Origin of the sequence: Methylobacterium guangdongense, assembly GCF_038442355.1 — a bacterium.
GTDB classification, from domain to species: Bacteria; Pseudomonadota; Alphaproteobacteria; order Rhizobiales; family Beijerinckiaceae; genus Methylobacterium; species Methylobacterium guangdongense.
The window spans coordinates 433292-456911 of sequence record NZ_JBBXMX010000002.1 but is presented as its reverse complement, the minus strand read 5'-3'; the positions used below and the strand labels follow the sequence as shown (position 1 = coordinate 456911).

Below are 23620 nucleotides of genomic sequence, written 5' to 3'. Positions count from 1 at the left end.
GGGAGGGCGGATCGACGGTCAGGACAGGGCCTCTTGAAGAAGCTCCGCCTCGGCCTCGGCCAGGATCTCGTCGGCGCCCTCGCCGTAGACCCGCTCGCGCCCGATCTCGAGCATCACGGATACGGAGAGCGGCGAGACCCGGTCGAGAGACCTGTGGATGATTCGCCCCTGGATGCGCTCTAGCATCATACCGAGGCGCCTCACGTCGAGGAGTCCGGTTGCCGCATCCTGCCGCGCGGCCCGCAGCAGGAGATGGTCCGGCTGGTGCTTGCGCAGCACGTCGTAGATCAGGTCGGTCGAGATCGTGACCTGCCGGCCGGATTTCTTCAGGCCCGGATGGTGGCGCTCGATCAGGCCGGCGATCACCGCGCATTGGCGGAACGTCCGCTTCATCATCGCCGATTCATCGAGCCACGCCTCAAGGTCATCACCCAGCATGTCCACGGCGAACAGGTCGCCGATGAAATCCGGATCGATCGCGGCGCGCTCGGCGACGTCGCGGGTCGTCCAGATGGCGATGCCGTAATCGTTGGCCGCGAAGCCAAGGGGCCGCAGACCGGCACGCTCCAGGCGGCGGGTCAGCAGCATGCCGAGCGTCTGGTGAGCAAGGCGCCCCTCGAAAGGGAATGCCGTCAGATAGTGGCGCTTGCCCCGCGGGAACGTCTCGACCAGCAGATCGCGTTCGCCCGGCAGGACCGAGCGGCGGCGCTGCTGCAGCAGGTACGCGCCGATCTGCTCCGGAAGCCGGTCCCACTCGAACGGGTCGGCGATCAGCGCCCGGACCCGCGCGGCCAGGAAGGTCGAGAGCGGGAACTTCGAGCCCGCATAGGAGGGGATCGCCGGATCGGTGTCGGGCGGGGCGCGGGTGACGAGGCACTCGTCCTCGGCGAGGCCCTCGAAGCGCAGGGTCTCGCCGGCGAACAGGAAGGTGTCGCCGACGGTCAGCGTCTCGGCGAACTCGTCCTCGATCTCGCCGAGCACCCGGCCGGTCTTGGGCAGCACCGTACCGGGCTTGCCGCGCAGGGTCCGGCCGAGGCGGACCTTCACCCGGGCCGCCTCCACGATGGTGCCGACATTCATCCGGTAGGCCTGGGCGGTCCGGGCGTCGCGCACCCGCCAGAGCCCGTCCGGCCCGCGCAGGATCTTGGCGAAGCGCTCGTAGGCGCGCAGGGCGTAGCCGCCGGTGGCGACGTAATCGACCACCTGCTCGAAGCTTTCCCAGGTCAGCCAAGCATAGGGCGCGGCTGAGACGATCTCGTCGTAGAGATCCACCGGATCGAAGGCGTCCGCGCAGGCCATGCCGAGCACGTGCTGGGCGAGCACGTCGAGGGCGCCCTGGCGGGCGTCAGGGGTGTCCTGCGCGGCCTCCTCGACGGCGTCGAGGGCGGCTTGGCATTCCAGCATCTCGAACCGGTTGCCGGGGACGAGATAGGCCTTCGAGGGCTCGTCCATCCGGTGGTTGGCGCGACCGATCCGCTGCATGATCCGGCTCGCTCCCTTCGGCGCGCCGACATTGACCACGAGGTCGACGTCGCCCCAGTCGATGCCGAGGTCGAGGGTGGCGGTGCAGACGATCGCCCGCAACTGCCCCGCCGCCATGGCGGCCTCGACCCGGCGGCGCTGCTGGGCGTCGAGCGAGCCGTGGTGGATCGCGATCGGCAGCGCGTCCTCGTTGAGCCGCCACAGCTCCTGGAAGGTGTACTCGGCCTGGAGGCGGGTGTTCACGAAGACCAGCGTGGTCCGGTGCTCCTTGATGAGCTCGTAGATCGCCGGCATCGAGTGCCAGGCGGTGTGGCCGGAGATCGGCAGCGCCCGGCCGAGGTCGAGCATGCGCAGATCCGCCTTCGCGCCGCCGGCGACGGTCACGAGATCGGCCATGGGGGGCGCGACCGGCCCCCTCTCCCGCACGGGAGAGGGGATCCGCGTCCGATCCCGCAGCCGGGTTGGCCTTCCCTTCGTGCAGCTTCGAAGGCGCGCCCGCAGAGGGGGGAGGGGGGAGCGGCCCCTGCGGCACCAGATACTTCCGCAGCTCATCCGGCTCGCGCACCGTCGCCGACAGCCCGATCGCCGCGAGTCCCGGGCTCAGACGGTGCAGCCGTGCCATCGCCAGCGATAGCAGATCGCCGCGCTTCGACGTCACCAGCGCGTGCAGCTCGTCCAGCACCACGCACCGCAATCCGGAAAAGAACTCGGTCGCCTCCCGATGGGCGATCAACAGGGCCAGCTGCTCGGGCGTGGTCAGCAGGATGTCGGGCGGGCGCGAGATCTGCCGGGTGCGCTTGTGGGCCGGCGTGTCGCCGGTGCGGGTCTCGACGCGCACCGGCAGCTCCATCTCGGCGATCGGCGCGTCGAGGTTGCGGGCGATGTCCACCGCCAGCGCCTTCAGGGGCGAGACGTAGAGCGTGTGGAGCCCCGTCGGCTTCAGCTTTTGCGGCCCGCGCTCGGCAAGGGCGACGAGGCTCGGCAGGAAGCCGGCCAGCGTCTTGCCGGCCCCGGTCGGCGCGACCAGCAGGGCCGAGCGTCGGGCTCCGGCGATCCGCAGGAGATCGAGCTGGTGCGGCCGGGGGGCCCAGCCACGCGCGGCGAACCACGCCCGGAACCGCTCCGGCAGGATCTCCGCGGGATCGCTCAGGCGAGGGCCATCAGGAATCGGTCGATCAACTCCAGGGCCTGCTCGCTTATCGGGCTCGGGTAGCGGGCGAAGACATGGCAGCCACCGGGATAGATCGCGGTGTGCCCGCCATTGCCGGCCGCCGCCCAGCGCGCCGACATGTAGAGCGTGTCGTCGAGCAGGGGGTCGGCGGTACCGATGGTGAACAGGGCCGGCGGCAGGCCTTTCAGGTCGGCGTAGATCGGCGACACGTCCGGCCGGCGCCGGTCGATCCCCTCACGGACATAGCCGTCGGCGAAGGCGGTGAGGTCGCGGGTGTTCACAACCAGACGTTCCTCGCCCCAGTTGCGCACCGAAGGGGTCAGGCCCAGGTCGAAGAAGCCGGCATTGAGGTTCGCACCCCGGAAGGCCCGCGGCAGGGCGTGCTTGTCCCGCAGCCGCAGCAGCACCATCACGGCGAGGTGGGCGCCGACCGATTCACCGCCGATCGTCAGGGCGTGGATCCCGAACTCGGCCCGGCCGAGGCCCGCGAGCCACAGGGCCGCCGCCTCGCAGTCGAGGAGCGCGGCCGGATAGGGATGCTCGGGGGCCAGCCGGTACTCGACCGACAAGGCGACGAAGCCGCAGGCATCGGCGATCCGCTCCAGCCAGGGATCCTGCTCGTCCGCCGCGCCCCAGACCCAGCCGCCCCGGTGGATGTGCAGGTAGGCGCCGCGCAGCTTGGTGCCGCTTTTCGGCTTGATCACGCGGAGCTTGAGCGGGCCGCCGGGCCCGTCGATCGTCAGCCATTCGGCCCGGGCACTGTGCGGCATCGCCGGCGCGGCCTTCGTCCCCGCCCGGCGACGGGCGCGCACCTCCGCGATCGGCAGCGACCAGGGATCGGGCAAGCCCGCGTGGGCGGCCACGATCTCGGCGTTCCGCCGGATGGTATCGGGATCGATCGTCGCCGGGTCGAACAGGGCGTGGTCGATCATCGTGCGTTGGGTCCCGTCGGCACTTCGCATCCCTCAGGCAACGTCCGGCCCCGGGACGACGTCCCCTGGCCTCCACGGCGCGCCGGGCGTTTCCCGGCGACGCCTCCCGCCGCGCCGGCCATCTTGGCGAGATCGTCGCCGGTTGCCATCTCGGGGGCGCAGGAGAACTCAGCCAACGCTCGATCGCCCCTCGGGTTTCGATGCGGTGTGATGTACCGGCCACGGTTCTGCCCGCTTCATCGCCGATCGAACGGCGCAGGGTTTCACGAGGACACGATGCTCGTCGATCATCAGCGGCACCGGCGGGACGACACGCAGAACGGGGTGCCGCCGGGTGCCTACGGATCGGATTCCTATCGGCCGCGGGACTCGGCCATGCGGCGCTTCCTCGGCGGCTCGCCCGCTGGCGTGTTTTTGCGCCTGCTGTTCCTGTCGATCCTCGTCGGCGCCTTCATGTCGATGCTCGGCCTGACGCCGGGCCGCCTGTTCTGGCACCTCTACGACTCAGCCCGGGCGCTGCTGGACCTCGGCCTCGCCTCCCTGCACGATTTCGGCGGCTGGATCGTGGCCGGGGCGATCGTGGTCGTGCCCCTCTGGTTCATCGCGCGCCTGTTCTCCGTCTCGCGCTGATCGGTCGCCCACAAGGGTTCACGAATCGTTCGCAGCCGCTAAGGTCGCGGCATGACTCCCGTGACCACGCGACTCGATCGGCCCACGCATCGCCGGGTGCTGGCCCTCGCCCTGCCGATGACGCTCGCCAACGTCACGACTCCGATGCTCGGCTTCGTGGGGGCGGCGGTGATCGGCCGGCTCGGCGACGCGGCCCTGCTCGGCGCCGTCGCCCTCGGCGCGGTGATCTTCGACGCACTCTTCTGGTCGTTCGGCACCCTGCGCATGGCGACCGCGGGGCTCACCGCGCAGGCGGTCGGCGCCCGCGACGACCGGGAGATCGACCGGATCCTGGCGCGGACGCTCGCGGCCGGCGGCCTGATCGGCCTCCTGCTGGCGATCCTGCAGGGACCGATCGGCCAGATCGCCTTCGCGATCAGCGGGGCGAGCGAGGCCGTGCGCGCGGAGCTCGCCACCTACTTCCACATCCGCATCCTGTCGGCGCCGTTCGTGCTGGCGAATTATGGGGTGCTCGGCTCGGTCCTGGGCCGCGGCCGGACCGATCTCGGCCTCGTGCTGCAGGTGGCGATCAACCTGATCAACATCGGTCTGACCCTCGCCCTGGTCCTGGGTCTCGGCCTGGGGCTCGCCGGCGCGGCGCTGGCGACCGTCTGCGCGGAGGCGCTGGGCCTGGGGCTCGGGCTGATCGTCCTGGCGCGGCTCGGCTCACGCCCGTTCCGGGTGCCCCTTCGCGACCTGCGGGACGCGTCGGCACTGCGCCGGACGCTGAGCGTCAACATCGACGTCATCCTGCGGACGCTGGCGCTGATCACCGCGATCGTGCTGTTCTCGGCGCTCGGTGCCCGCCAGGGCGACGTGGTGCTGGCGGCCAATTCGGTGCTGTGGAATCTCTTCCTGATCGGCGGCTTCTTCCTCGACGGCTTCGCCACCGCGGCCCAGACGCTCTGCGGGCGCGCGGTGGGCGCCCGGGACGCGGAGGCGTTCCACGCCGCGGCCCGCTTGAGCCTGCGCTGGTGCCTCGGCTTCGGGCTCGGGGTCAGCCTCCTGGCCTTCGTGGGCGGTGCGGCCTTCATCGATGCCGTCACGACGAACGCGCCGGTGCGCGAGACCGCGCGGACCTACCTCGCCCTGGCCGCATTGGCGCCGCTCGCGGCCGCGGCGCCGTTCGCCTATGACGGGATCTACATCGGCGCGACCTGGACGCGGGCGATGCGCAACCTGATGCTCTGCGCCCTGGCGGCCTATGGCGCGGCGCTCGCGGGGGTGCAGGCGCTCGGCCTCGGCAATGCCGGCCTGTGGATCGCCTTCGTGGCGTTCCTGGGCGCCAGGGGCCTCGGCCAGGCCATCGCCTATCCGGCGCTCGCCCGCGCGACCTTCGGCATAAGCGGACCGCCGCCCCTGCGGTTAGCGGCCTGAGGCGCTGGACGCGGGTCAGGCTGATCCGCTCAGTGCGGATCCTTCCACGTGGTCGTGCCGGGCGCGGGCGCCTGGGCGTTTGCCGATTGACTGACGGGGCGCGTCTCCCGGGGCAGCACGGCCTCCGCCCGGCGCGGGAGCGGCCGCCGCGGGGCCGCATAGCCGTAGTGGCGGCTGCGCCGCACCCGTCGGTGTCTCCGTTCCGTAGAGTTGCCGACGAAGCCGCCGACCACGGCCCCCGCGACGGCACCGATCGGGCCGCCGACCAGTGCCCCCGCGACGGCGCCGGAGCCGACCCCGAGGGTCGTCCGGCTCTGCGCCTGCGCCGCCCCAGGCGCGGCGAGCGCGCCGACCAAGGCGAGGGCGACCAGAACTTTGCGCATGTCGAAATTTCCACAGTCCGAGACTTGAATCAGGGCTGCCTTTAATCGCCGGAACATGACCAAACCACGGCTTCGACACACGAAGATTGAGGTCGGTGTCAAACCGGGCCGGGACTCACCGAACCCGACCTTTGGGGTGTGGCGTGCGACGCGCCATGCTTTAGGGTGCGCCGCAACGACGACAGGCCGCCCGGCGGCCGCATCCGGGAGAAGCCCATGGCCCTGACGACCGACCTGCGCCTGCGCCGGAGCGTGCTCTACATGCCCGGCTCGAATCAGCGGGCGCTCGACAAGGCGAAGACCCTGCCGGTCGACAGCATCATCCTCGATCTGGAGGACGCGGTCGGCCCCGAAGAGAAGGAGATCGCCCGCGCGCAGGTCTGCGCGGCGGTCAAGAGCGGGGAATACGGTACCCGGGAATTGGTGATCCGGGTCAACGCCCCGCAGACCCCGTGGGGCGAAGCGGATCTGCATGCCGCCATCGAGGCCAAGCCCGATGCGATCCTGATGCCGAAGGTCTCGTCGCCGGCCGTACTAGAGAGCATCGCCGATCGGCTCGAATCCCTCGACGCGCCGGAGGATCTCGCGATCTGGGCGATGATCGAGACGCCGGCCTCGATCCTCAACATCCAAGAGATCGCCCGGGCCAAGCGCGACCCGCGCAACCGCCTGACCTGCCTGGTGCTGGGCACCAACGACCTCGCCAAGGACACGTGGGCCAAGATCGTGCCGGGCCGCGTGCCGATGCTGCCCTGGATGATGATGGCCTTGGCCGCCGCCCGGGCCGAGGGGCTGGCGATCCTCGACGGCGTCTACAACGACATCGCCGACACCGAGGGCTGCCGCGACGAGTGCCGGCAGGCCCGCGACCTCGGCTTCGACGGCAAGACCCTGATCCACCCGACGCAGCTGGAGCCGGCCAACACCTCCTTCGCGCCGACCGACGAGGAGGTGCGCCGGGCCAAGCTGGTGATCGAGGCGTTCGAGCGACCGGAATACGCCAAGCGCGGCGCGATCAAGCTGGAGGGCCGACTCTACGAGCGGCAGCATCTCGGGGTGAACCGCCGGGCCGTGACCTGGGCGGAGGCCATCAAGGCGAAGGGGTTCTGAGGGAAGGGGCGGGCGGCTCTCCGTCCCCTCCACAGTTCAGTGTTCACAAATCTGGCTTGGGCAACGGCGTTCATCAGAGAGCGCGACCGGCCCCCTCTCCCGTGCGGGAGAGGGTTGGGGTGAGGGTCGGGAAGGTTCAGTATCGAGCGCAATCGTGAAGCGCCGACGCGGCGCGCCCGTTTCTGGAAGTTCTCATCCCTCACCCTGTCCCTCTCCCGCTCGGGAGAGGGGACCCGCACTCGATCCTGAATCGATGTGGCCGGCCTGATGCGTAAATCCGCAAGCTCCCTGCGGCGAAGGAAGGGCGCGCGGGCCGGACAATCCCCGCAGCCGTCAGGAAGCCACCGCCGCAAACCGCGTCCGCTGCGTCCGCGCGTCCCGGGCCGTGACGGCGATGTGGCCCTGCTCCTCCAGTTCGGCCAGCGCCCGCAGCACGAGCGCATGCTCCACCCCGAAAGTCCGCGCGAAGGCCCGGCTGTCGCCCGGCAGCCCCAGATCGAGCGCCGCCAACAGACCGGCCTCCAGGGGCGGCAGCGTCGGATGGGCCGCCGTCACCCGGTCGAGGGCCGCCACGAACGCCGCTTCCTCGGGCGTCCCGCTCACGCCGCCGCGCGCGCCTGGAGCGTCACCAGCACCGACTTCGAGGTCGGCGTGTCGCTCTTCTCGCCGAAGGTCGAGAGCGGCACCAGAACGTTCAGCTCCGGGTAATAGCCCGCCAGCGCGCCGCGGGGCATGTCGAACGGCACGAGGCGGAAATCCTCGGCCCGCCGGGTGATGCCGTCCGCATGCGTCCCGACGATGTCCACGCGCTCGCCCAACCGCGCGCGAATCTCCGCGAGGTCGTCCGGATGGGCGAAGACCACGCGGCGCTCGCCGTAGACGCCGCGATAGCGGTCATCCAGACCGTAGATCGTGGTGTTGTACTGGTCGTGGCTGCGGAAGGTCTGCAGCACGTAGGTGTCGTGGGTCTTCCGCGCGGCCTGATGCTCGGTCTCGTCCGGCAGGGCATCGGCGGAGAAATTGGCCCGGCCCGTGGCGGTCTCGAACACCCGCTCGGCGGCGAGGTTGCGGAGCTTGAAGCCGCGCGGCTTGCGGACCCGGGTGTTGTAGTCCGAAAATCCCGGGATCGTGGCGGCGATCGCCGCGCGGATCCGATCGTAATCGGCCGCGAACCCGGCCCAGTCGATCGCCGCGGAGCCGACCGCCGCCGCCGCCATCCCGGCGATGATCGCGATCTCCGAGCGCAGCTCCTTGGAGGCTGGCTTGTTGATGCCGCCCGAGCCGTGGACCATGCTCATCGAATCCTCGACGGTCACGATCTGGACCTTGCCCTCCGGGTTCCGGTCGATCTCGGTCCGGCCGAGGCAGGGCAGCAGGTAGCCGACCGCGCCGGGCACGAGATGGGCGTGGTTGAGCTTCGTGGCGATGTGCACGGTGAGCCGGCACGAGGCCAGCGCCTGCGCCACAACCGGGGTATCGGGCGTCGCGCGCAGGAAGTTGCCCCCGAGCCCGATGAACGCCTTGGCGGTGCCGTCGCGCATCGCGCGGATCGACGCCAGGACGTTGTGGCCGTGCCGGCGCGGCATCGCGATCCTGAAATGCCGCTCCAGCGCGTCGAGGAAGTCCGCCGCCGGTCGCTCGTTGATGCCGACCGTCCGATCGCCCTGCACGTTGGAATGGCCCCGCACCGGGCAGAGGCCCGCGCCAGGCCGGCCGATATGGCCGCGCAGGAACAGGAGGTTGGCGATCTCGCGGATCGTCGCCACCGAGTGCTTGTGCTGGGTCACGCCCATCGCCCAGGTCGCGATCACCCGCTGCGCCCCGAGATAGACGTCCGCCATGGCGGTGATCGCGTCCAGCGTCAGGCCCGACTGGTCGAGGATCGCCGCCCAGGTGGTCGCCTCGACGGCGGCGCGATAGGCGTCGAGCCCCGCCGTGTGGTGCTCCAGGAAGGCGCGGTCGAGGAGCGACGGCCGGCCGGCCGCGAGCGCCTCGGCGTCGCGGGCGAACACGATCTTGGCGATGCCCCGGAACGCCGCCATGTCGCCGCCGGAGCGCGGCTGCAGGTAGTGACTGGCGATCGGGCGGCTCGAACCGCGCAGCATCTCGACGGTGTTCTGCGGGTCGGCGAAGCGCTCCAGCCCGCGCTCGCGCACCGGGTTCAGCACCACGACCTCGGCGCCGCGCTCGGCCGCCCGGCGCAGATCGCCGAGCATGCGCGGATGGTTGGTGCCGGGGTTCTGGCCGACGCAGAAGATCGCGTCCGCCTTCTCGAAATCCTCCAGCAGCACCGTGCCCTTGCCGATGCCGATCGCGTCGATCAGGGCCACGCCGCTCGCCTCGTGGCACATGTTCGAGCAGTCGGGGAAATTGTTGGTCCCGTAGGCTCGGGCGAAAAGCTGGTAGATATAGGCGGCCTCGTTCGAGGCGCGGCCCGAGGTGTAGAACTCGGCCTGATCCGGATGCTCAAGGGCGCGCAGTTCCGCGCCGATCTCGGCGAAGGCCTCGTCCCAGCGCACCGGCACGTAACGGTCGGTCGCCGCATCGTAGCGCAGCGGATGCGTCAGGCGACCCTCGCCCTCCAGGGCGTAGTCGCTCCAGGTCCGCAGCTCGGTCAGCGTGTGCTTGGCGAAGAAGGCGGGCGGCGTGCGCTTGTCGGTCGCCTCCCACGAGACGGCCTTCACGCCGTTCTCGCAGAACTCGAACGACGAGCCGTGCTCCGGATCGCCCCAGGCGCAACCGGGGCAGTCGAACCCGTCGGGCTGGTTCGCCTTCAGCAGGGCGCGGGCACCCGTGAGGGGCGCACGGCTGCCGAGCAGATGCTTGCCGCAGCTCTTCAGAGCACCCCAGCCGCCGGCGGCGGACGAGCGCTTGGAAGCCCCATCGGACTGGGCCATGAATCGGTCCTGGATTGGCTGACGCGAACTGTTTCGCAGACGCGAGATAAGCGTGTCCGCGCCACGCTCACAATGGCGTGCGCGCGCAGGCCCCTCATGCGCCGGACACAGGCTAAACGTCCGCCGCGCAAAGTTTTTCTAAGGACAAGTCAAATCTATCTACGCCGCGCGGGCGAGGTCTTCCGCATCGCGTCCGACCAGCGTGTCCAGCCGCGTCACGCCCGCGCGGTCCATCCGCTCCAGCAGACCCGCCTTGATGCGCCCGACGAGCCCCGGGCCGTCATACACGAGGGCCGAATAGAGCTGCACGAGGCTCGCGCCGGCCAGGATCTTGGTCCAGGCGGCCTCGGCCGAGTCGACACCGCCGACGCCGATCAGCGGGAGATCGCGACCGACGCGCAGCCGCGCCTGGGCCAGCATCCGCGTCGCCGGCCCGAACAGCGGCCGACCGGAGAGACCGCCGGTCTCCCGGGCGAGGCCCTGCTCGACGAGGCTCGCCGGCCGCGCCACCGTGGTGTTCGAGACCACGAGCGCCTGCACGCCCCGGCGCCGGGCCGTGGCGCAGACGGCATCGAGGGCATCGAGGGCCATGTCGGGGGCGATCTTCAGCAGGATCGCCGCGGACGCGCCGGTCGCATCGCGCGCCTCGACCGTGCGGGCGAGCAACTCGTCGAGGAACGCCTCGCCCTGGAGATCGCGCAGGCCCGGCGTGTTCGGCGAGGACACGTTGACGGTGACGAAATCCACGAGGGGCGCCAGGGTGGAGGTACAGATGGCGTAATCGGCGAGGCGGTCGGTCGACTCCTTGTTGGCCCCGATATTCACGCCGACGATGCCGGGCCGTCCGGCCCGGGCGCGCAACCGCGCGGCCACCACCGCCAGCCCCTCGCTGTTCAGACCGTAGCGATTGATCACCGCCCGGTCGGCGGCGAGGCGGAACGCCCGCGGCTGCGGGTTGCCCGGCTGCGGCTGTGGCACCACGCCGCCGACCTCCACGAAGCCGAAGCCGAGGCCGAGCAGCGCATCCGGCACCCGGGCGCCCTTGTCGAAGCCGGCGGCCAGTCCGACCGGGTTGGGGAACCGGCGGCCGAGGCAATCGACCGCCAGACGCGGATCGTCCTGGGCCGGGCCCGCGGACGGCAGGAGTGCCAGGGCGCGCAGGGTCAGGTCGTGGGCGCGCTCCGCGTCGAGGCGGTGCAGCAGCGGCCGGACCAGCGGGAAGGCGGCGCCGATCATGCCGGCAGGACCCCGGCCGGAAAAACGTGCCGGCCATCCCCGCCGAGCGGCAGGGCGTCCACGGAGATCACAGAGTCGAGCGCCAGCGGGCCATAGAGATGCGGGAACAGGTCGCCGCCGCGCGAGGGCTCGTAGCGCAGGGCATCGCCGAGGGCGTCCGCGTCGACGGCGATCAGCAGCAGGTCGTCCTGCCCGGCGAAGTGGCGGGCCGCCGTCTCGGCCGCCTGCGCCGCAGTGGAGAAGTGGATGAAGCCGTCCTGATGGTCGATCGGCGCGCCGGTGAACCGCCCCGCCGTCTCGGCCTCGCGCCACAGGGCGCGCGGACAGATCTTGTAGATAAGCGCCATCGAAGCTCCCCGAACCACGGCGTGGATAGAGATGCCGCCGGCCTGCGGCAACACCGGCAGGCCATGCAATTCGGGGAACGATTGCAATCTGCGGTCGGTAGTTCTACTTTCCTACGCTTAGGTGGTGCGTCACAGAGCGGCGTCCGGGCTGGAGCCCGGCGCATGACCGTCCAAGGTCCATTGTTTCGTGCGTAACCGCCGGGTGTTGACCCTGCCCGGCGGGATCACGTCCTCGTGCACCCCAGACAGCCAGCCCCCCGCTGGCGGGCCGGGGTGCCGGCCCCGGTCAGGGTCAAGCCTTCGAGCCCGCTATGCTGTCGCACGAGCAGATCTGGAACGCCATCGACCGGCTCGCCGAACGGCACGGCTACTCGGCCTCGGGCCTCGCCCGCCGGGCCGGGCTGGACGCGACGAGCTTCAACCGCTCCAAGCGCGTGGGCGCGGACGGCCGGAAGCGCTGGCCCTCGACGGAATCGGTCTCGAAGGTTCTGGCCGCTACGGGCTCCAGCCTCGACGAGTTCCTCCGGCTGATCGAGGCCCGGGAGATCCCCGCCCGCACCATGGTGCCGCTGATCGGCCTGACCCAGGCCGGCGCCGGCCGCCTGTTCACCGACGAGGGCATGCCCACCGGCGGCGCCGGCTGGGAGGAGATCGAGTTCCCGGATCTCGGCGAGGAGCGGGCCTTCGCCCTGGAGATCCAGGGCGATTCGATGATGCCCCTGTTCCGCGACGGTGATGTCCTCATCGTCTCGCCCACCGCCAGCGTGCGCAAGGGTGACCGGGTCGTGGTCCGCCTGCACGGGGGCGAGGTCGTGGCCAAGGAGCTGAAGCGACGGACGGCGCGGACCGTGGAGCTCGCCTCGCTGAACCCGGAGCACGAGGATCGGGTGCTCAATCTCGGTGAGGTCGCCTGGATGGCCCGGGTGATGTGGGTGCGGCAGTAGACGGCCGGGGACCGCGATCGCAACCGGCGGCTTGGCCGCGGCGGCATTCGCCGCTATCGCTGGCCCGTCGCGGGCCTTCCGCATCCGCTGAGCGCAGACGCAGCATGGCGCAGCCCGGGACGGATTATGACGCGGAGGCGCTGACCCGCGAGGCGCGCGCGCTCCTCGACGCCCTGCCGACACCGAGCCTCCTGCTCGACGCGCAGGGCCGGATCCGCCACGCCAATCCCGCCCTCGAACGCCTGACCGGACACCCCGCGGCGGCGCTGAGCGGGAAGGGGCTCGACTTCATCCAGGCGCCCCATGCGGGGCCACCCGATTGGGCCCAGGGCGACGCGCAGGAATTCCCGGCGGCGCACGCGGACGGGACCAGCTTCTGGGCCTGCCTCACCACCGCGCCGCTGCCCGGCACGCCCTTCCGGATCGGCCAGATCCTCGACGTCACGACGCGCCGCGAGGTGGAGGGGGCGCTGGCCCTGTCCCGCCAGCGCGAGGCGCTGGGGCTGCTGACCAACAGCGTCGCCCACGAGTTCAACAACTTCCTCCAGATCCTGATCGGCTACATCGACGGCCTGAAGCGCCGGCTCGGCGACCGCCAGGAGCCGTTCATCCAGCGGGCGATCTCCCGCTCGGCCGATGCCACCGAGCGGGCCGCCGTCCTGACACGCCAGCTGCTCGCCTATTCGCGGCGCATCGCCCCGGAGGTGCGGGCGGTCGATCTCAACGCCATCGTGGCGGAACTCGCCGGGCGCATCGGGCCCGATCTGCCCCCCGGCATCCGGCTGAACGTGACGCCGGCCGAGGGCCTGCCGCGGGCGATCAGCAACCCGACCCAGATCGAATTCGCCGTGCGCCACCTCGTCGCCAACGCCTGCGAGGCGATGCCGTCCGGCGGCACCCTGACGCTCGCGACCTTCCGGGTCGATCCCGGCGACCGGGCGATGCAGCAGCCGGGCCCGGGGAGCGTCGGCATCCTGGTGGCCGATACCGGCCAGGGCATGTCGCCCGAGATGCTGGCGCGGGCACTCGCGCCGTTCCAGACGAGCCGCGAGGCCGGGCGCGGTGCGGGACTGGCCATCGTCCATGGCCTGATGAAGCGCCAGAACGGGACCATCACCCTCGACAGCCGGACCGGCGAGGGGACCGAGGTCCGGCTCTCCTTCCCGGCGGCGCCGGACCGGACGCTGCATTGAGTGCGCTTCAGCCAGCGGGCTGGGCGCGGCGCACCGGGAACGTCACCGCGCCGTCGCCGGCGCAGGACTAAAACCCACGCTCAGCCGTTCCCATATTGTTGATGGCGCTCCGCGCCGTTCGGTTCTCGTCCCCAGGGGCCTGTTCATGTTGACTCAGATTTCGCGCCGCCGGCGTGTGGCCGCCCTCCTGGCGCTGGCCACGGCGCTGACCGTCGCGGCGCCCGTCGTGGAGGCCCGTCCGGGCGGCGGCGGCTCCATGGGCTCGCGCGGGTCGCGCACCTTCAACGCACCGTCCGCGACGCCGACCGCGCCGGGCGGCGGCATGACGATGCAGCGCTCGCAGACCGCGCCGTCCCCCGGCATGGGCAGCCCGGGCATGCAGGCGCCCGCGCAGGGTCGCCGGTTCGGCGGCGGCTTCTTCGCCGGCCTGCTCGGCGCCGGGCTGATCGGCGCGCTGCTCGGCGGCGGCTTCTTCGGGGGCCTCGGCGGCCTCGCCTCGATGATCGGCCTGCTGTTCCAGGTCGGGCTGGTCGTGCTCGTGGTGATGATGGCGCTGCGCTTCTTCCGCCGCCGGAACGAGCCGGCCGGTGCGGGCGCGCCCTACGCGCGCTCGTCCCTCGACGGCCAGCAGGGTCCGGCCGGCCCGGTGGGCGGCGCGCCGGGCGGTGCCGGCATGTTCGGCGGCCAGCGCCCGCGGCAGACCCGTCCGGTGCAGATCGGGCCGAACGACTATCAGGCGTTCGAGCGCCTGCTCGGCGACATCCAGGAGGCCTATTCCCGCGAGGATCGCGTGACGCTGGGCAACCTCTCGACGCCCGAGATGGTCAGCTACTTCGACGAGGAGCTGCGCAACAACGCGTCCCGCGGCGTGGTGAACAAGATCTCGGACGTGAAGCTCCTGCAGGGCGACCTCGCGGAGGCCTGGGCCGAGGACCGCACCGAGTACGCCACCGTGGCGATGCGCTACGCCCTCAAGGACGTGATGGTCGAGCGGGCCGGCGGCCGCATCGTGTCGACCGACTCGTCGGAGGCCACCGAGTTGTGGACCTTCCAGCGTCAGCCCGGCCGCGGCTGGGTCCTGTCGGCGATCCAGCAGACCCGCTGATCGCAACGCGCCCCGGCGAGAGCCAGGGCTGCTCTCCTCAGGCCGGTGCCGTCGACGCGGCGCCGGTTTTTTTGTGCGCGTCCCAGAGGTTGGCGAGGTCCACGAATCCCGACACGGGGATCTCCTCGGCCCGCGCCGTCTCGGCGAGGCCCGCCGCCTCCAGCAGGCGCCCGGCCTCGGGGGTCAGGGCCTTCAGGCTCTGGCGCAGCATCTTGCGGCGCTGGCCGAAGGCCGCCCGGGTCACCGCCTCCAGAGCGCCGGCCCGGCAGGGCAGGGGCGTCGCCCGCGGCACCAGCCGGACCACGCTCGACGTGACCTTGGGCGGCGGCACGAAGGCCGTAGGGCTGACGTCGAACAGGATCTCGGCCTCGGTGCGCCAGCCGCACAGCACGCCGAGCCGCCCGTAATCGGCCCGCTCCTCCGGGCCGGCGACGATCCGCTCCGCGACCTCGCGCTGGAACATCAGCACGGCCTGATCCCACCAGGGCGGCCAGGCCTCGCCGTCGAGCCAGCCGGTGAGCAGCGCGGTCCCGACATTGTAGGGCAGGTTGGCGACGATCCGGGCCGGGCCGGGCCCAATCAGCGGCCGGGGATCGAAGGCCAGCGCATCGGCGTCCACCACCTCCAGCCGTCCGGGGTAATGCGCGGCGATCTCGGCCAAAGCCGGCAGGGCGCGGGGATCGCGCTCGATCGCCACGACCCGGGGGGCGCCCTCGGCCAGCAGCGCGCGGGTCAGACCGCCCGGCCCGGGGCCGACCTCCACCACCGTCACGCCCTCGAGCGGCCCGGCGGCACGAGCGATCCGGCCCGTCAGATTGAGATCGTACAGAAAATTCTGGCCGAGGGCCTTGCGTGGTTCCAGCCCGTGCCGGGCGACGACCTCGCGGAGCGGGGGCAGGGAGTCTCCGGCGCTCACAGTTCGTCCTCCGGGTCGAAATGTCGGGCGCCCGCGGGCCGGGGCCGTCCGGCATAGATGCTGAACGGCACGACCTCGCCCCCCGGCGTGTCGGCGCGATCAGCCGCGTTGGCGGCGAGCCGGTCGGCGAGGCGCAGGGCCGCCATCAGGCTGTCGGGCCGCGCGATCCCCTGGCCGGCGATATCGAAGGCCGTGCCGTGATCCGGCGAGGTGCGCACGAACGGCAGGCCCAGGGTGACGTTCACCCCGTCGTCGAACGCGATGGTCTTGATCGGGATCAGGGCCTGATCGTGGGTCGGCGCCAGGGCGACGTCGTAGGTGGCGCGGGCGCGGGCGTGGAACAGGGTATCGGCCGGCAGGGGCCCCCGGATGTCGATTCCGGCCGCGCGCAGACGGGCCACCGCGGGGGCGAGCACGTCGCGGTCCTCGCGGCCGATCGTGCCGGCCTCGCCCGCATGGGGGTTCAGTCCGGCGAGCACGAGGCGCGGCTCGGGCAGGCCGAACTTCTCACGCAGGTCCCGGGCCACGATGGTGGCGGTCTCCTCCACGAGTTCCTGGGTCAGAAGCTCGGGCACGTCCTTGAGGGGCACGTGAATGGTCACCGGAACCACCGACAGCCCCGCGCTCCAGATCATCATCACCGGCCGGGGCGGCGTGCGGCCGGGGGGCACCGCCAGGGCGGCCAGGAATTCGGTGTGGCCGGGATGGGCGAAGCCCGTCCGGGTCAGCACGAACTTGGCGATCGGGTTGGTAACGACCGCGCTGGCGCGCCCCGCCTTCAAGAAGCCGACCGCGGCCGTGATCGATTCGATCGTCGCGCCGGCATTGGCGGTATCCGGAACCCCGGGCTCGGCGGCCACGAGGGCACCGCTCGGCAGCGGCACCACCGGCAGGGCGCGGGGAAACACCTCGGCGGCCGTCTCGGGGTCGACCTCGGCCACCGGGACGAGGCGATCCAGGCGGTATGCGAGGCGCTCGATGAAGGCCGGATCGCCCACCAGGAAGAAGGGCGGCAGCGGGTCCGCGCCGCCACGGCCGAGCCAGGCGCTGAGCGCCAGTTCCGGACCGATCCCGGCGGGGTCTCCGAGGGTGAGGGCAAGGGGCGGCATGAGGGGTCTATAGCGCCGGCCGGGCGCGGGCGCATCCGCGCCGCTGCCCTGCGCTCACCGCACCGACGCGATGCCGTCCGCCGTGGTGGCCGTGCCGACGTTCTGGCGCAGGTCCGCCTCGCCCAGCGTCTTCAGCTCGACACGCAGCAGCACCGTCTGGTTGCGCTCGCGGACGCCCGTCGCGGTGGCGATCGGCGAGTTGATGTAGTTCAGCGAGACGGTGGTGCACTCGTCCTGATAGCCGCCGCCGAAGCTCGCCCCCGAGAGGTAGAACCGGCCCGGGTTCTGGTAGACCGGCACGGTGCCGACCGGGTTCGCGAGGTAGCTGGTCAGCGCGTCCTGATAGGTGTTGCGCACGTCGAGGTAGTGCGTGAGGTCGACCAGCAGCGAGCCCGTCACGAACCAGTTCGGCGTGATGTTGTAGGTCGCGGTCGCGGTGACGCCCTCGCGGTAATGGCTGTAGCCCAGGAGCGGCTGCGCCTCGTAGTAGGAGTAGAAGGCCGAGAGCGTCAGCGGCAGGAACGGCGCGAACCGGGCCGTCGCGCCGGTCTCCAGGCGCGCGACGTGGAAGTCCGACTGGTTGAACCGCGTCCGCGTGATGAACGTGATGTTCTGGTTCGGCGAGACCTGGAACCGGCTCACGAAGTCCGACCGCCGCGTCTCCAGGCCGGAATCCAGGCCGACATCGGCGATGTCGCCGCGGCGGAACGAGTTCACGCCGGCAAGCTGGATCGACTCGCCGAACAGCACGTTCGCGTACCAGCCCGACGGCGTCACCACCGAGTACTGGCCGCCGAGATTGGTGCGCACGCCGCCTTCGACGCGGTCGTAGCCCGAGAACTTGTCCCACTCGAACAGCGACGTGTCGTCGAAGACGAGGCTCTGCGCGTCCTCGTTGGGCAGGCGGCCGATCCGTGTCTCGGAGGGGCGCGCGATGACCTGGCCGATCGGCTCCAGGGTGTGGACGCCGAGCGCGCCGAAATTGGCCACGAACGGGTAGCGGTAGTCGAGGCCGATCGCCGGCATGACACGGCCGGCGAAGCCCTGATCGACATGGGCGACCTGGGGGACGAGGTCGTTCTGGTAGCCCGAGAAGCTCGTGCTGTTGAAGAACGCGTCGGTGCGCAGATAGGCGAAGGGCGTGAACTTCTGGCCGAAGTCGTCGATGAAGCTGCGCCGCCAGGACAGTTCCGCGGAGGCGCGGGTGTTGTTGCCGGCGAGCCCCTGGATCGCGCAGGTGCCGCGCTGGAACACCGTGCAGGTCTGGTACAGCGGGAAGCTGACCCCGTTGACGCTCGGCGAGAACAGGTAGCTCGCGGTGCGCGGCAGGCCCTGGAACTGCGTCGTCTCGCGGTTCAGGCTGGTGATGTTGGCCTGGAAGCGCACCTCGCCCCCGATCTCGGCGGGGCCGTTGATGCGCTTGTCGTAGTCGATCACCGGCGCGACGATCGGCTGCTGCTTCTGCCAGTCGAAGCTCGACAGGCCCTTGAAGTAGTAGCCCCGCGCCTCGAACCACGAGCGGTCGCCCTGGCCGATCAGGAAACCCGTCGAGGTCGCCTCGCGGAAGTAATCCGTGGTGATGTTCTGGTTGCGGATCCGGTAATTGTCGAGGAACCACTTGTCGGTCACGCCGACGAGGTCCCAGCCGGTGCGCCAGCGCGGGTTGATGTAGAACCGGCCCTCGGACTCGACCGAGCCGCGGAAGTCCCGCTCGCCCGCGCCGAGCGGGCTCGGCAGGAAGGCCGATGGCGTCGTCTGCGAGATGCCGGACAGGCGCAGGTTGTAGAAGCCGTTATCGACCCGCTGGCGGAACTCGCCCTGCGCCAGGAGCCCCTGGCGGCTCAGCACGGTCGGCGTCAGGGTCAGGTCGTAGTTCGGCGCCAGATCCACGAAGTAGGGGATCGACACGCCGGTGCCGAGGGCCGTGGTGCTGACGAAGCGCGGCGTCAGGAAGCCGGTCTTGCGCTTCACCGTCGGGTCGGGCGCCTCGAAATACGGCAGGTAGGCGACCGGGATCCCGGCGAGCTCGAGCGTCGAATCGTCGAAGTAGACCGTATGGGTCTGGTTGTCGTGGATGATCTTCTTGGCCTTGATCTGCCAGAGCGGCGGCGTCTCCGGGTGGTCCTTACAGGGCTCGCAGGCCGTGTAGCTGCCGGCCTCAAAGCTCGTCTGCTCGCCGTTCAGGCGCTCGGCCCGGGGAGCCGAGAAGCGGGTGCGCACCGTCTCGAACTTGCGCTGGACCGTCTGCTGGCCGCGGAAGGCGTCGACGAAGCCGGTCTTGAAGTCGTCGGTCAGCTCCATGCGCTCGCCGGTCACGAGGCCGCCATCGGCCTCGGTGAGGCGGACATTGCCCTCGGCGAAGACGCGGCCGGTGTTCCGGTCGTAGCGCACCCGGTCGGCCTGCAGCGTGCGGGGGCCGTAATGCAGCTCGGCATTGCCGCGGGCGGTCACGGTGCTGTGGTCGTTGTCGTAGATCAGCTCGTCGGCCTCGACGAGGAGCTTGTCGCCGGGCTTGCCGGTCGGCAGCTCGGGCAGGCCCTGGGCATGCGCCGACAGGCCACCGGCCAGCGGCGCGGCGAGCGCCAGCACGGCCAGGAGGCCCACCTTCCGCAGGATGTCGGCGACCTTACGCAACGCGTGTCCCAACCCCTGTGACGTTCACCGCCACCAACCCCAACGCCGGTCTCCCTGCCCGCGATGGATCGCGGGTCTCAGCCGTCTTCCTGGTACAGAAGCGTGAGCGTACCGAGAAGACTGCCTACCACGGCGGGGAACCAGGCCGCCACCGGTGCGGCGACGAGTCCGGACGCGCCGAGCCCCTCCATGACCTGTCGGATCACGTAGAGGGCGAAGCCGGCCGCGACCCCACCGAGGACGAGTTTGCCGACACCACCAAAGCGGAAGAACCGTAAGGAAACGGTTGCGGCGACGATCACCATAGCCACGAAAAGAATCGGCCTCGCCCACAGGACATCGTACTGGAGGCGGTATCGGGTGGCGTCCAAACCGGCACGTTCGGTGCGTGCGATCGTTGTGGGAAGTTGCCAGAAAGGCACAGATTCCGGGGGGGTGAAGCGCTGCCGGACCTGCCCGGGGTCGAGGTTCGAGGCGATCAGGTAGGTGTCGAACGACTCAGCGGGTGCGTCCGGTGTGAGAACGCGCACATCGGAGAGCTCCCAGTAGCCGTCGTGCAGGGTGGCCTGGGCCGCCACGAGCTGATCCACGAACTTGCCGGCCGCATCGAAGGTGAAGACCGAGACGCCCGACAGGGTGGTGGTGCCCTCGATGGCGGTCTCGGCCCGCAGGATCGCCTCGCCGTCGACGCCCTTCTGGCGGATCCAGAGATCCTTGCCGGAACCGGCCTTGGTGGCCTTGGCGAAGATCTTCGCCTCGATCTCGGTGGAGCGCTGCTTCAGCAGCGCCGAGACCGGGTTGTAGACCCCGACCGCCAGGGCGCCGAGGGCCAGGGCAACGAAGATCCCGGGCTGCAGGAACTGCCACGCCGAGATCCCCGCCGCGCGGGCCACCACCAGCTCCAGCTTGCGCGAGAGCTGGAGCAGGGTCGCCATCGAGCCGAACAGCACCGCGAAGGGCAACACGCCCTCGGCCACCGCGGGGGTGCGGTAGAGGGAGAGCTGCGCCATCAGCCCGGTGGAGGCGCCCTGGGTCTCGCCGGCGCGGCGCAGCAGCTCCACGAAGTCGAGCGTGTAGACCAGCGCGAACACGGTGATGAAGACGCCCAGCACCGTGCGGGCGAAGCGGGCGGCGAAGTAGCGCCCCAGGGTCGGTCCGATGAGCATGGCCGGGTCAGGTCGCCGGGGCGAGGCGGCGGCCGGGCAGCAGGCCCCGCAGCCCCCGCACCACGGCGCCGTTGAAGGCCCGGACCTTCGGCCCCCAGAAGATCAGCAGGCTCGAGAGGGCGATGGCCAGCAGCGGCACGCCGTAGACCGCCGCGACTGCGGCCTGGCTGCGCGCCGCCGCGCTCACCGCCGCGAAGCCGGCGATGCGCAGGGCCACCACGGCGAGGATCGCCCCCGCGATGGCGAGCCCCCGGCCCTGGCGGGTGGTGCGGGGGTCACCGAGCGCCGCGAAGGCGATGAAGGCGAGTGCCAGCGGGTACAGGCAGGCGGAGAGCCGGTCGTGCAGCTCGGCCCGGAAGCGGCCCTTCTGCAGCTTGTAGTAGCCCTCGGTCGTATCGGGGAACAGGAGCTGCGTCGTCGAGCGTTCGCGCGGCTTGTAGATCGTGTCGGAATCCGGTGGGGCGAAGGCCGCGAGGTCGATCGTGTAGCGCTCGAAGGTCAGGATCGAGGAATCGCGCGAGTCCTTCTGCTGCTGGTGAACGCTGCCGTTCTCCAGGATCAGGTAGCTCTGCCCGTCGATGTCGACGGCGTTGCCGCGGTCGGCGAGGTAGACCTTGGTCTTGCCGGCCTCCCGGCGGTCCTGGATGAACAGGCCCTTGAGGGTGCCCCCCGGCCCGCGCTCGCGGAAGTGGAAGGTGATGCCGTTGTCGAGCTGGGTGAACTGACCCTCCTTGACGACATTGGCGATGAAGTCGCCGCGCACCCGGGTGATGACGTCGCGCAACTCCTGGAAGCTCGCCGGCATCACAACCACCACCAGGAATCCCACGAGGAAGCTGACGATCACCGCCAGCCTCCTGAACGGGCGCAGCAGCGCACGGGGCGGCATGCCGGCCGCCGACATTACGATCAGCTCGGAATCGCCGTTGAGCTTGTTGAGGGCGTAGATCGTGCCGATGAACAGGGCCACCGGGGCGATCACCACGATCAGGGTCGGCAGTGACAATCCCGTGACGAACAGGAAGACGAGGAGCGTCTGGCCCTTGGCGGTCACGAGGTCGAGCTCGCGCAGGGCCTGCGTCAGCCAGATGGTGCCGGTCAGGCCGATCAGGCAGGCCAGGGTGGCGCCCAGGGCGATCCGGAAGATGTAGCGCTCGATCAGCCTCATCGGCCCGGCAGTCCCGCCCGTTTCATCGCGCCCCCCGGCGCGGCAGGGACCCGACAAAAGGGGCGATTCCAGGGCTGTCGCGCCGCGTTGCGTTCTTCGCCTCAGCGGCTACACAGGGCGGATGGCCTGCGCGGCTCCGCGCGGCCTCGGTGTGCGGCTCCGACAGGCGGAGCATAGCGGCAGGGATGGCGGCGGGTATGGCGGACGGTATCGAGATCGGTTTCGGCCCCCTGGAGAAGAGCGGGTCGGGCCCGGGTGGATCCGGCGATCTCGTGGTGTTCGTGGGCGACGACCTGGCCCTCGGCTCGGCGGCCCGGGAGATCCTGGGCGGATCGGGGGCGGACCTCGTGGCCCGCGCAGCGGCGTCGGAAAAATTCAAGGGCCGCTCGCTCAGCGCCCTGAGCCTGCCGGCGCCCGCGGGCGTCGCGGCGGACCGCCTCGTCGTGGTGGGCCTCGGCTCCGACAAGGACCGCGCCAAGACCGATTGGCCGGCGCTGGGCGGCTTCACGGCCGGCAAGGTCTCCGGCCGCACGGCCCGGGTGGTGCTCGACTGGCCGGGGGCGGTCGTCTCCGCCCGGGAGGCCGGCGAGTTCGCCCTCGGCGCCCGCCTGCGGACCTACAGCTTCGACCGCTACAAGACGAAGAAGAAGCCCGACGCCGACGACAAGGCCGGGACCACGCTGACCCTCTTGCTGGCCGACCACGACGCGGCCTCCCGCGAGGGGGAGGGCGCCCGGACGCTCGCCGACGGCGTGATCCTGGCGCGCAACCTCGTGAACGAGCCGCCGAACGTGCTCTTCCCGGAGGAATTCGCCAAGCGCGCGTCCGAGCTCGGCAACCTCGGCGTCGAGATCGAGGTGCTGGAGCCCGCCCGGATGCGCGAACTCGGCATGGGCGCGCTGCTCGCCGTGGCGCAGGGCTCCGTCCGCGAGCCCCGGGTCGTGATCATGCGCTGGAACGGCGGCTCCGCCGGCGAGGCGCCGGTGGCGCTGATCGGCAAGGGCGTGATCTTCGATTCCGGCGGCATCTCGATCAAGCCGGGCGGCGGCATGGAGGACATGAAGGGCGACATGGGCGGCGCGGCCGCGGTGGTCGGGGCGATGCACGCGCTGGCCTCGCGCAAGGCGCGCTGCAACGTCGTCGGCGCCATCGGCATCGTCGAGAACATGCCGGATGGCGGCGCCTACCGCCCCTCCGACATCGTGACGTCGCTGTCGGGCCAGACCATCGAGGTGATCAACACCGACGCCGAGGGCCGGCTCGTCCTGGCCGACGTGATCACCCACGTGGTCCGCAGCTTCAAGCCCAAGGCGATGGTGGATCTCGCGACGCTCACCGGCGCGATCATCGTGGCGCTGGGCCAGGACATCGCCGGAATGTTCTCGAACGACGACACGCTGGCGGGCAACATCCACGCGGCGGGTGAGGCGACCGGCGAGAAGGTCTGGCGGATGCCGCTGATCCCGGCCTACGACAAGGCGATCGACTCGAAGTTCGCCGACATGAAGAACACCGGCGGCCGCCACGGCGGCGCGGCGACGGCGGCCTCGTTCATTAAGCGCTACGTCGAGGAGGTGCCGTGGGCGCATCTCGACATCGCGGGCGTGGCGATGTCGTCGAACGCGAGCGAGATCAACCGGAGCTGGGGCGCCGGCTGGGGCGTGCGCCTGCTCGACCGGCTGGTGCGGGACCATTACGAGGCGAAGTAAGGACGGTCCCGTGAAGGCGCCTGCCGCCGGTGCCAGCCCCGGCGGCGGCCCTGCGCCATCGGCCGACTGGGA

19 protein-coding genes and 1 pseudogene are annotated in these 23620 nt (G+C 71.0%); 7 read left to right on the top strand and 13 right to left on the bottom strand.

The genetic code is table 11. The features are described from left to right. Positions 1 to 18: 18 nt before the first annotated feature. The 3 genes and pseudogenes from AAHG09_RS05985 to AAHG09_RS05980 all read right to left on the bottom strand — a co-directional run bounded on the left by AAHG09_RS05985 (position 19) and on the right by AAHG09_RS05980 (position 3585). Positions 19 to 1878, bottom strand: coding sequence for a helicase-related protein (locus AAHG09_RS05985; protein ID WP_459558965.1), 1860 nt, complete (start codon positions 1876 to 1878; stop codon positions 19 to 21). Positions 1879 to 1995: 117 nt separating this feature from the next. Continuing rightward, positions 1996 to 2650: pseudogene (locus tag AAHG09_RS32040) on the bottom strand (DEAD/DEAH box helicase); the annotation flags it as partial. Continuing rightward, entirely contained in the window at positions 2629 to 3585 is a 957-nt protein-coding gene (locus AAHG09_RS05980; RefSeq protein ID WP_342106009.1) for an alpha/beta hydrolase, read from the bottom strand. The pseudogene AAHG09_RS32040 and the gene AAHG09_RS05980, both read right to left, overlap by 22 nt. A 276-nt stretch (positions 3586 to 3861) precedes the next feature. On the opposite strand from AAHG09_RS05980, the gene AAHG09_RS05975 reads away from it, so the two are divergent. Together AAHG09_RS05975 and AAHG09_RS05970 are read left to right on the top strand one after the other, a co-directional pair. Then, positions 3862 to 4215, top strand: coding sequence for a DUF6460 domain-containing protein (locus AAHG09_RS05975; RefSeq protein WP_342106008.1), 354 nt, complete (start codon positions 3862 to 3864; stop codon positions 4213 to 4215). 51 nt (positions 4216 to 4266) lie between these two features. After that, positions 4267 to 5631, top strand: coding sequence for an MATE family efflux transporter (locus AAHG09_RS05970; protein ID WP_412759993.1), 1365 nt, complete (start codon positions 4267 to 4269; stop codon positions 5629 to 5631). Positions 5632 to 5660: 29 nt separating this feature from the next. On the opposite strand, the gene AAHG09_RS05965 is transcribed toward AAHG09_RS05970, so the two are convergent. Next, positions 5661 to 6014 carry a hypothetical protein gene (locus AAHG09_RS05965; RefSeq protein ID WP_342106007.1) on the bottom strand — a complete coding sequence of 118 codons (354 nt, stop codon included), beginning with the start codon at positions 6012 to 6014 and terminating at the stop codon, positions 5661 to 5663. 216 nt (positions 6015 to 6230) lie between these two features. Between AAHG09_RS05965 and AAHG09_RS05960 the strand changes: the two genes are divergently transcribed. After that, positions 6231 to 7124: an HpcH/HpaI aldolase/citrate lyase family protein gene (locus AAHG09_RS05960; protein WP_342106006.1), complete on the top strand. Its 894-nt coding sequence runs from the start codon at positions 6231 to 6233 to the stop codon at positions 7122 to 7124. Positions 7125 to 7457: 333 nt separating this feature from the next. On the opposite strand, the gene AAHG09_RS05955 is transcribed toward AAHG09_RS05960, so the two are convergent. The 4 genes from AAHG09_RS05955 to AAHG09_RS05940 form a co-directional block, all read right to left on the bottom strand. Then, positions 7458 to 7727, bottom strand: coding sequence for a hypothetical protein (locus AAHG09_RS05955; protein ID WP_342106005.1), 270 nt, complete (start codon positions 7725 to 7727; stop codon positions 7458 to 7460). After that, positions 7724 to 10021 carry an FdhF/YdeP family oxidoreductase gene (locus tag AAHG09_RS05950; RefSeq protein ID WP_342106004.1) on the bottom strand — a complete coding sequence of 766 codons (2298 nt, stop codon included), beginning with the start codon at positions 10019 to 10021 and terminating at the stop codon, positions 7724 to 7726. Before AAHG09_RS05950 ends, AAHG09_RS05955 begins: the two co-directional genes overlap by 4 nt. Positions 10022 to 10180: 159 nt before the next feature. Further along, a complete protein-coding gene (locus tag AAHG09_RS05945; RefSeq protein ID WP_342106002.1) occupies positions 10181 to 11257 on the bottom strand; it encodes a quinone-dependent dihydroorotate dehydrogenase in 1077 nt (358 codons plus the stop codon). Continuing rightward, positions 11254 to 11604 (bottom strand): DUF952 domain-containing protein, encoded by a 351-nt coding sequence (locus tag AAHG09_RS05940; RefSeq protein WP_342106001.1) that lies wholly within the window; start codon positions 11602 to 11604, stop codon positions 11254 to 11256. Before AAHG09_RS05940 ends, AAHG09_RS05945 begins: the two co-directional genes overlap by 4 nt. A 311-nt stretch (positions 11605 to 11915) precedes the next feature. Here AAHG09_RS05940 and AAHG09_RS05935 point away from each other — a divergent pair, with 311 nt between their 5' ends. From AAHG09_RS05935 to AAHG09_RS05925, 3 genes are all read left to right on the top strand, one after another. Next, positions 11916 to 12548 carry a S24 family peptidase gene (locus AAHG09_RS05935; protein ID WP_342106000.1) on the top strand — a complete coding sequence of 211 codons (633 nt, stop codon included), beginning with the start codon at positions 11916 to 11918 and terminating at the stop codon, positions 12546 to 12548. Positions 12549 to 12652: 104 nt separating this feature from the next. Further along, entirely contained in the window at positions 12653 to 13741 is a 1089-nt protein-coding gene (locus tag AAHG09_RS05930; protein ID WP_342105999.1) for a two-component system sensor histidine kinase NtrB, read from the top strand. A 145-nt stretch (positions 13742 to 13886) separates the two neighbouring features. Further along, the gene (locus tag AAHG09_RS05925; protein WP_342105997.1) at positions 13887 to 14846 is read left to right on the top strand and encodes a TIM44-like domain-containing protein; all 960 of its coding nucleotides are present in this window, start codon (positions 13887 to 13889) and stop codon (positions 14844 to 14846) included. Positions 14847 to 14883: 37 nt separating this feature from the next. On the opposite strand, the gene rsmA is transcribed toward AAHG09_RS05925, so the two are convergent. The 5 genes from rsmA to lptF form a co-directional block, all read right to left on the bottom strand. Beyond that, a complete protein-coding gene (gene rsmA, locus AAHG09_RS05920) occupies positions 14884 to 15762 on the bottom strand; it encodes a 16S rRNA (adenine(1518)-N(6)/adenine(1519)-N(6))-dimethyltransferase RsmA (protein ID WP_342105996.1) in 879 nt (292 codons plus the stop codon). Then, positions 15759 to 16871, bottom strand: a complete 1113-nt coding sequence (gene pdxA / locus AAHG09_RS05915; RefSeq protein ID WP_342105995.1) for a 4-hydroxythreonine-4-phosphate dehydrogenase PdxA — start codon at positions 16869 to 16871, stop codon at positions 15759 to 15761. Before pdxA ends, rsmA begins: the two co-directional genes overlap by 4 nt. 54 nt (positions 16872 to 16925) lie before the next feature. Next, a complete protein-coding gene (locus AAHG09_RS05910; RefSeq protein WP_342105994.1) occupies positions 16926 to 19505 on the bottom strand; it encodes an LPS-assembly protein LptD in 2580 nt (859 codons plus the stop codon). A gap of 77 nt (positions 19506 to 19582) precedes the next feature. Continuing rightward, positions 19583 to 20671, bottom strand: a complete 1089-nt coding sequence (lptG, locus tag AAHG09_RS05905) for an LPS export ABC transporter permease LptG (RefSeq protein ID WP_342105993.1) — start codon at positions 20669 to 20671, stop codon at positions 19583 to 19585. Positions 20672 to 20678: 7 nt separating this feature from the next. Then, positions 20679 to 21839 carry an LPS export ABC transporter permease LptF gene (lptF, locus tag AAHG09_RS05900; protein ID WP_342105992.1) on the bottom strand — a complete coding sequence of 387 codons (1161 nt, stop codon included), beginning with the start codon at positions 21837 to 21839 and terminating at the stop codon, positions 20679 to 20681. Between the two features lie 197 nt (positions 21840 to 22036). Between lptF and AAHG09_RS05895 the strand changes: the two genes are divergently transcribed. Next, entirely contained in the window at positions 22037 to 23548 is a 1512-nt protein-coding gene (locus tag AAHG09_RS05895; protein ID WP_342105991.1) for a leucyl aminopeptidase, read from the top strand. Positions 23549 to 23620 lie beyond the last annotated feature (72 nt).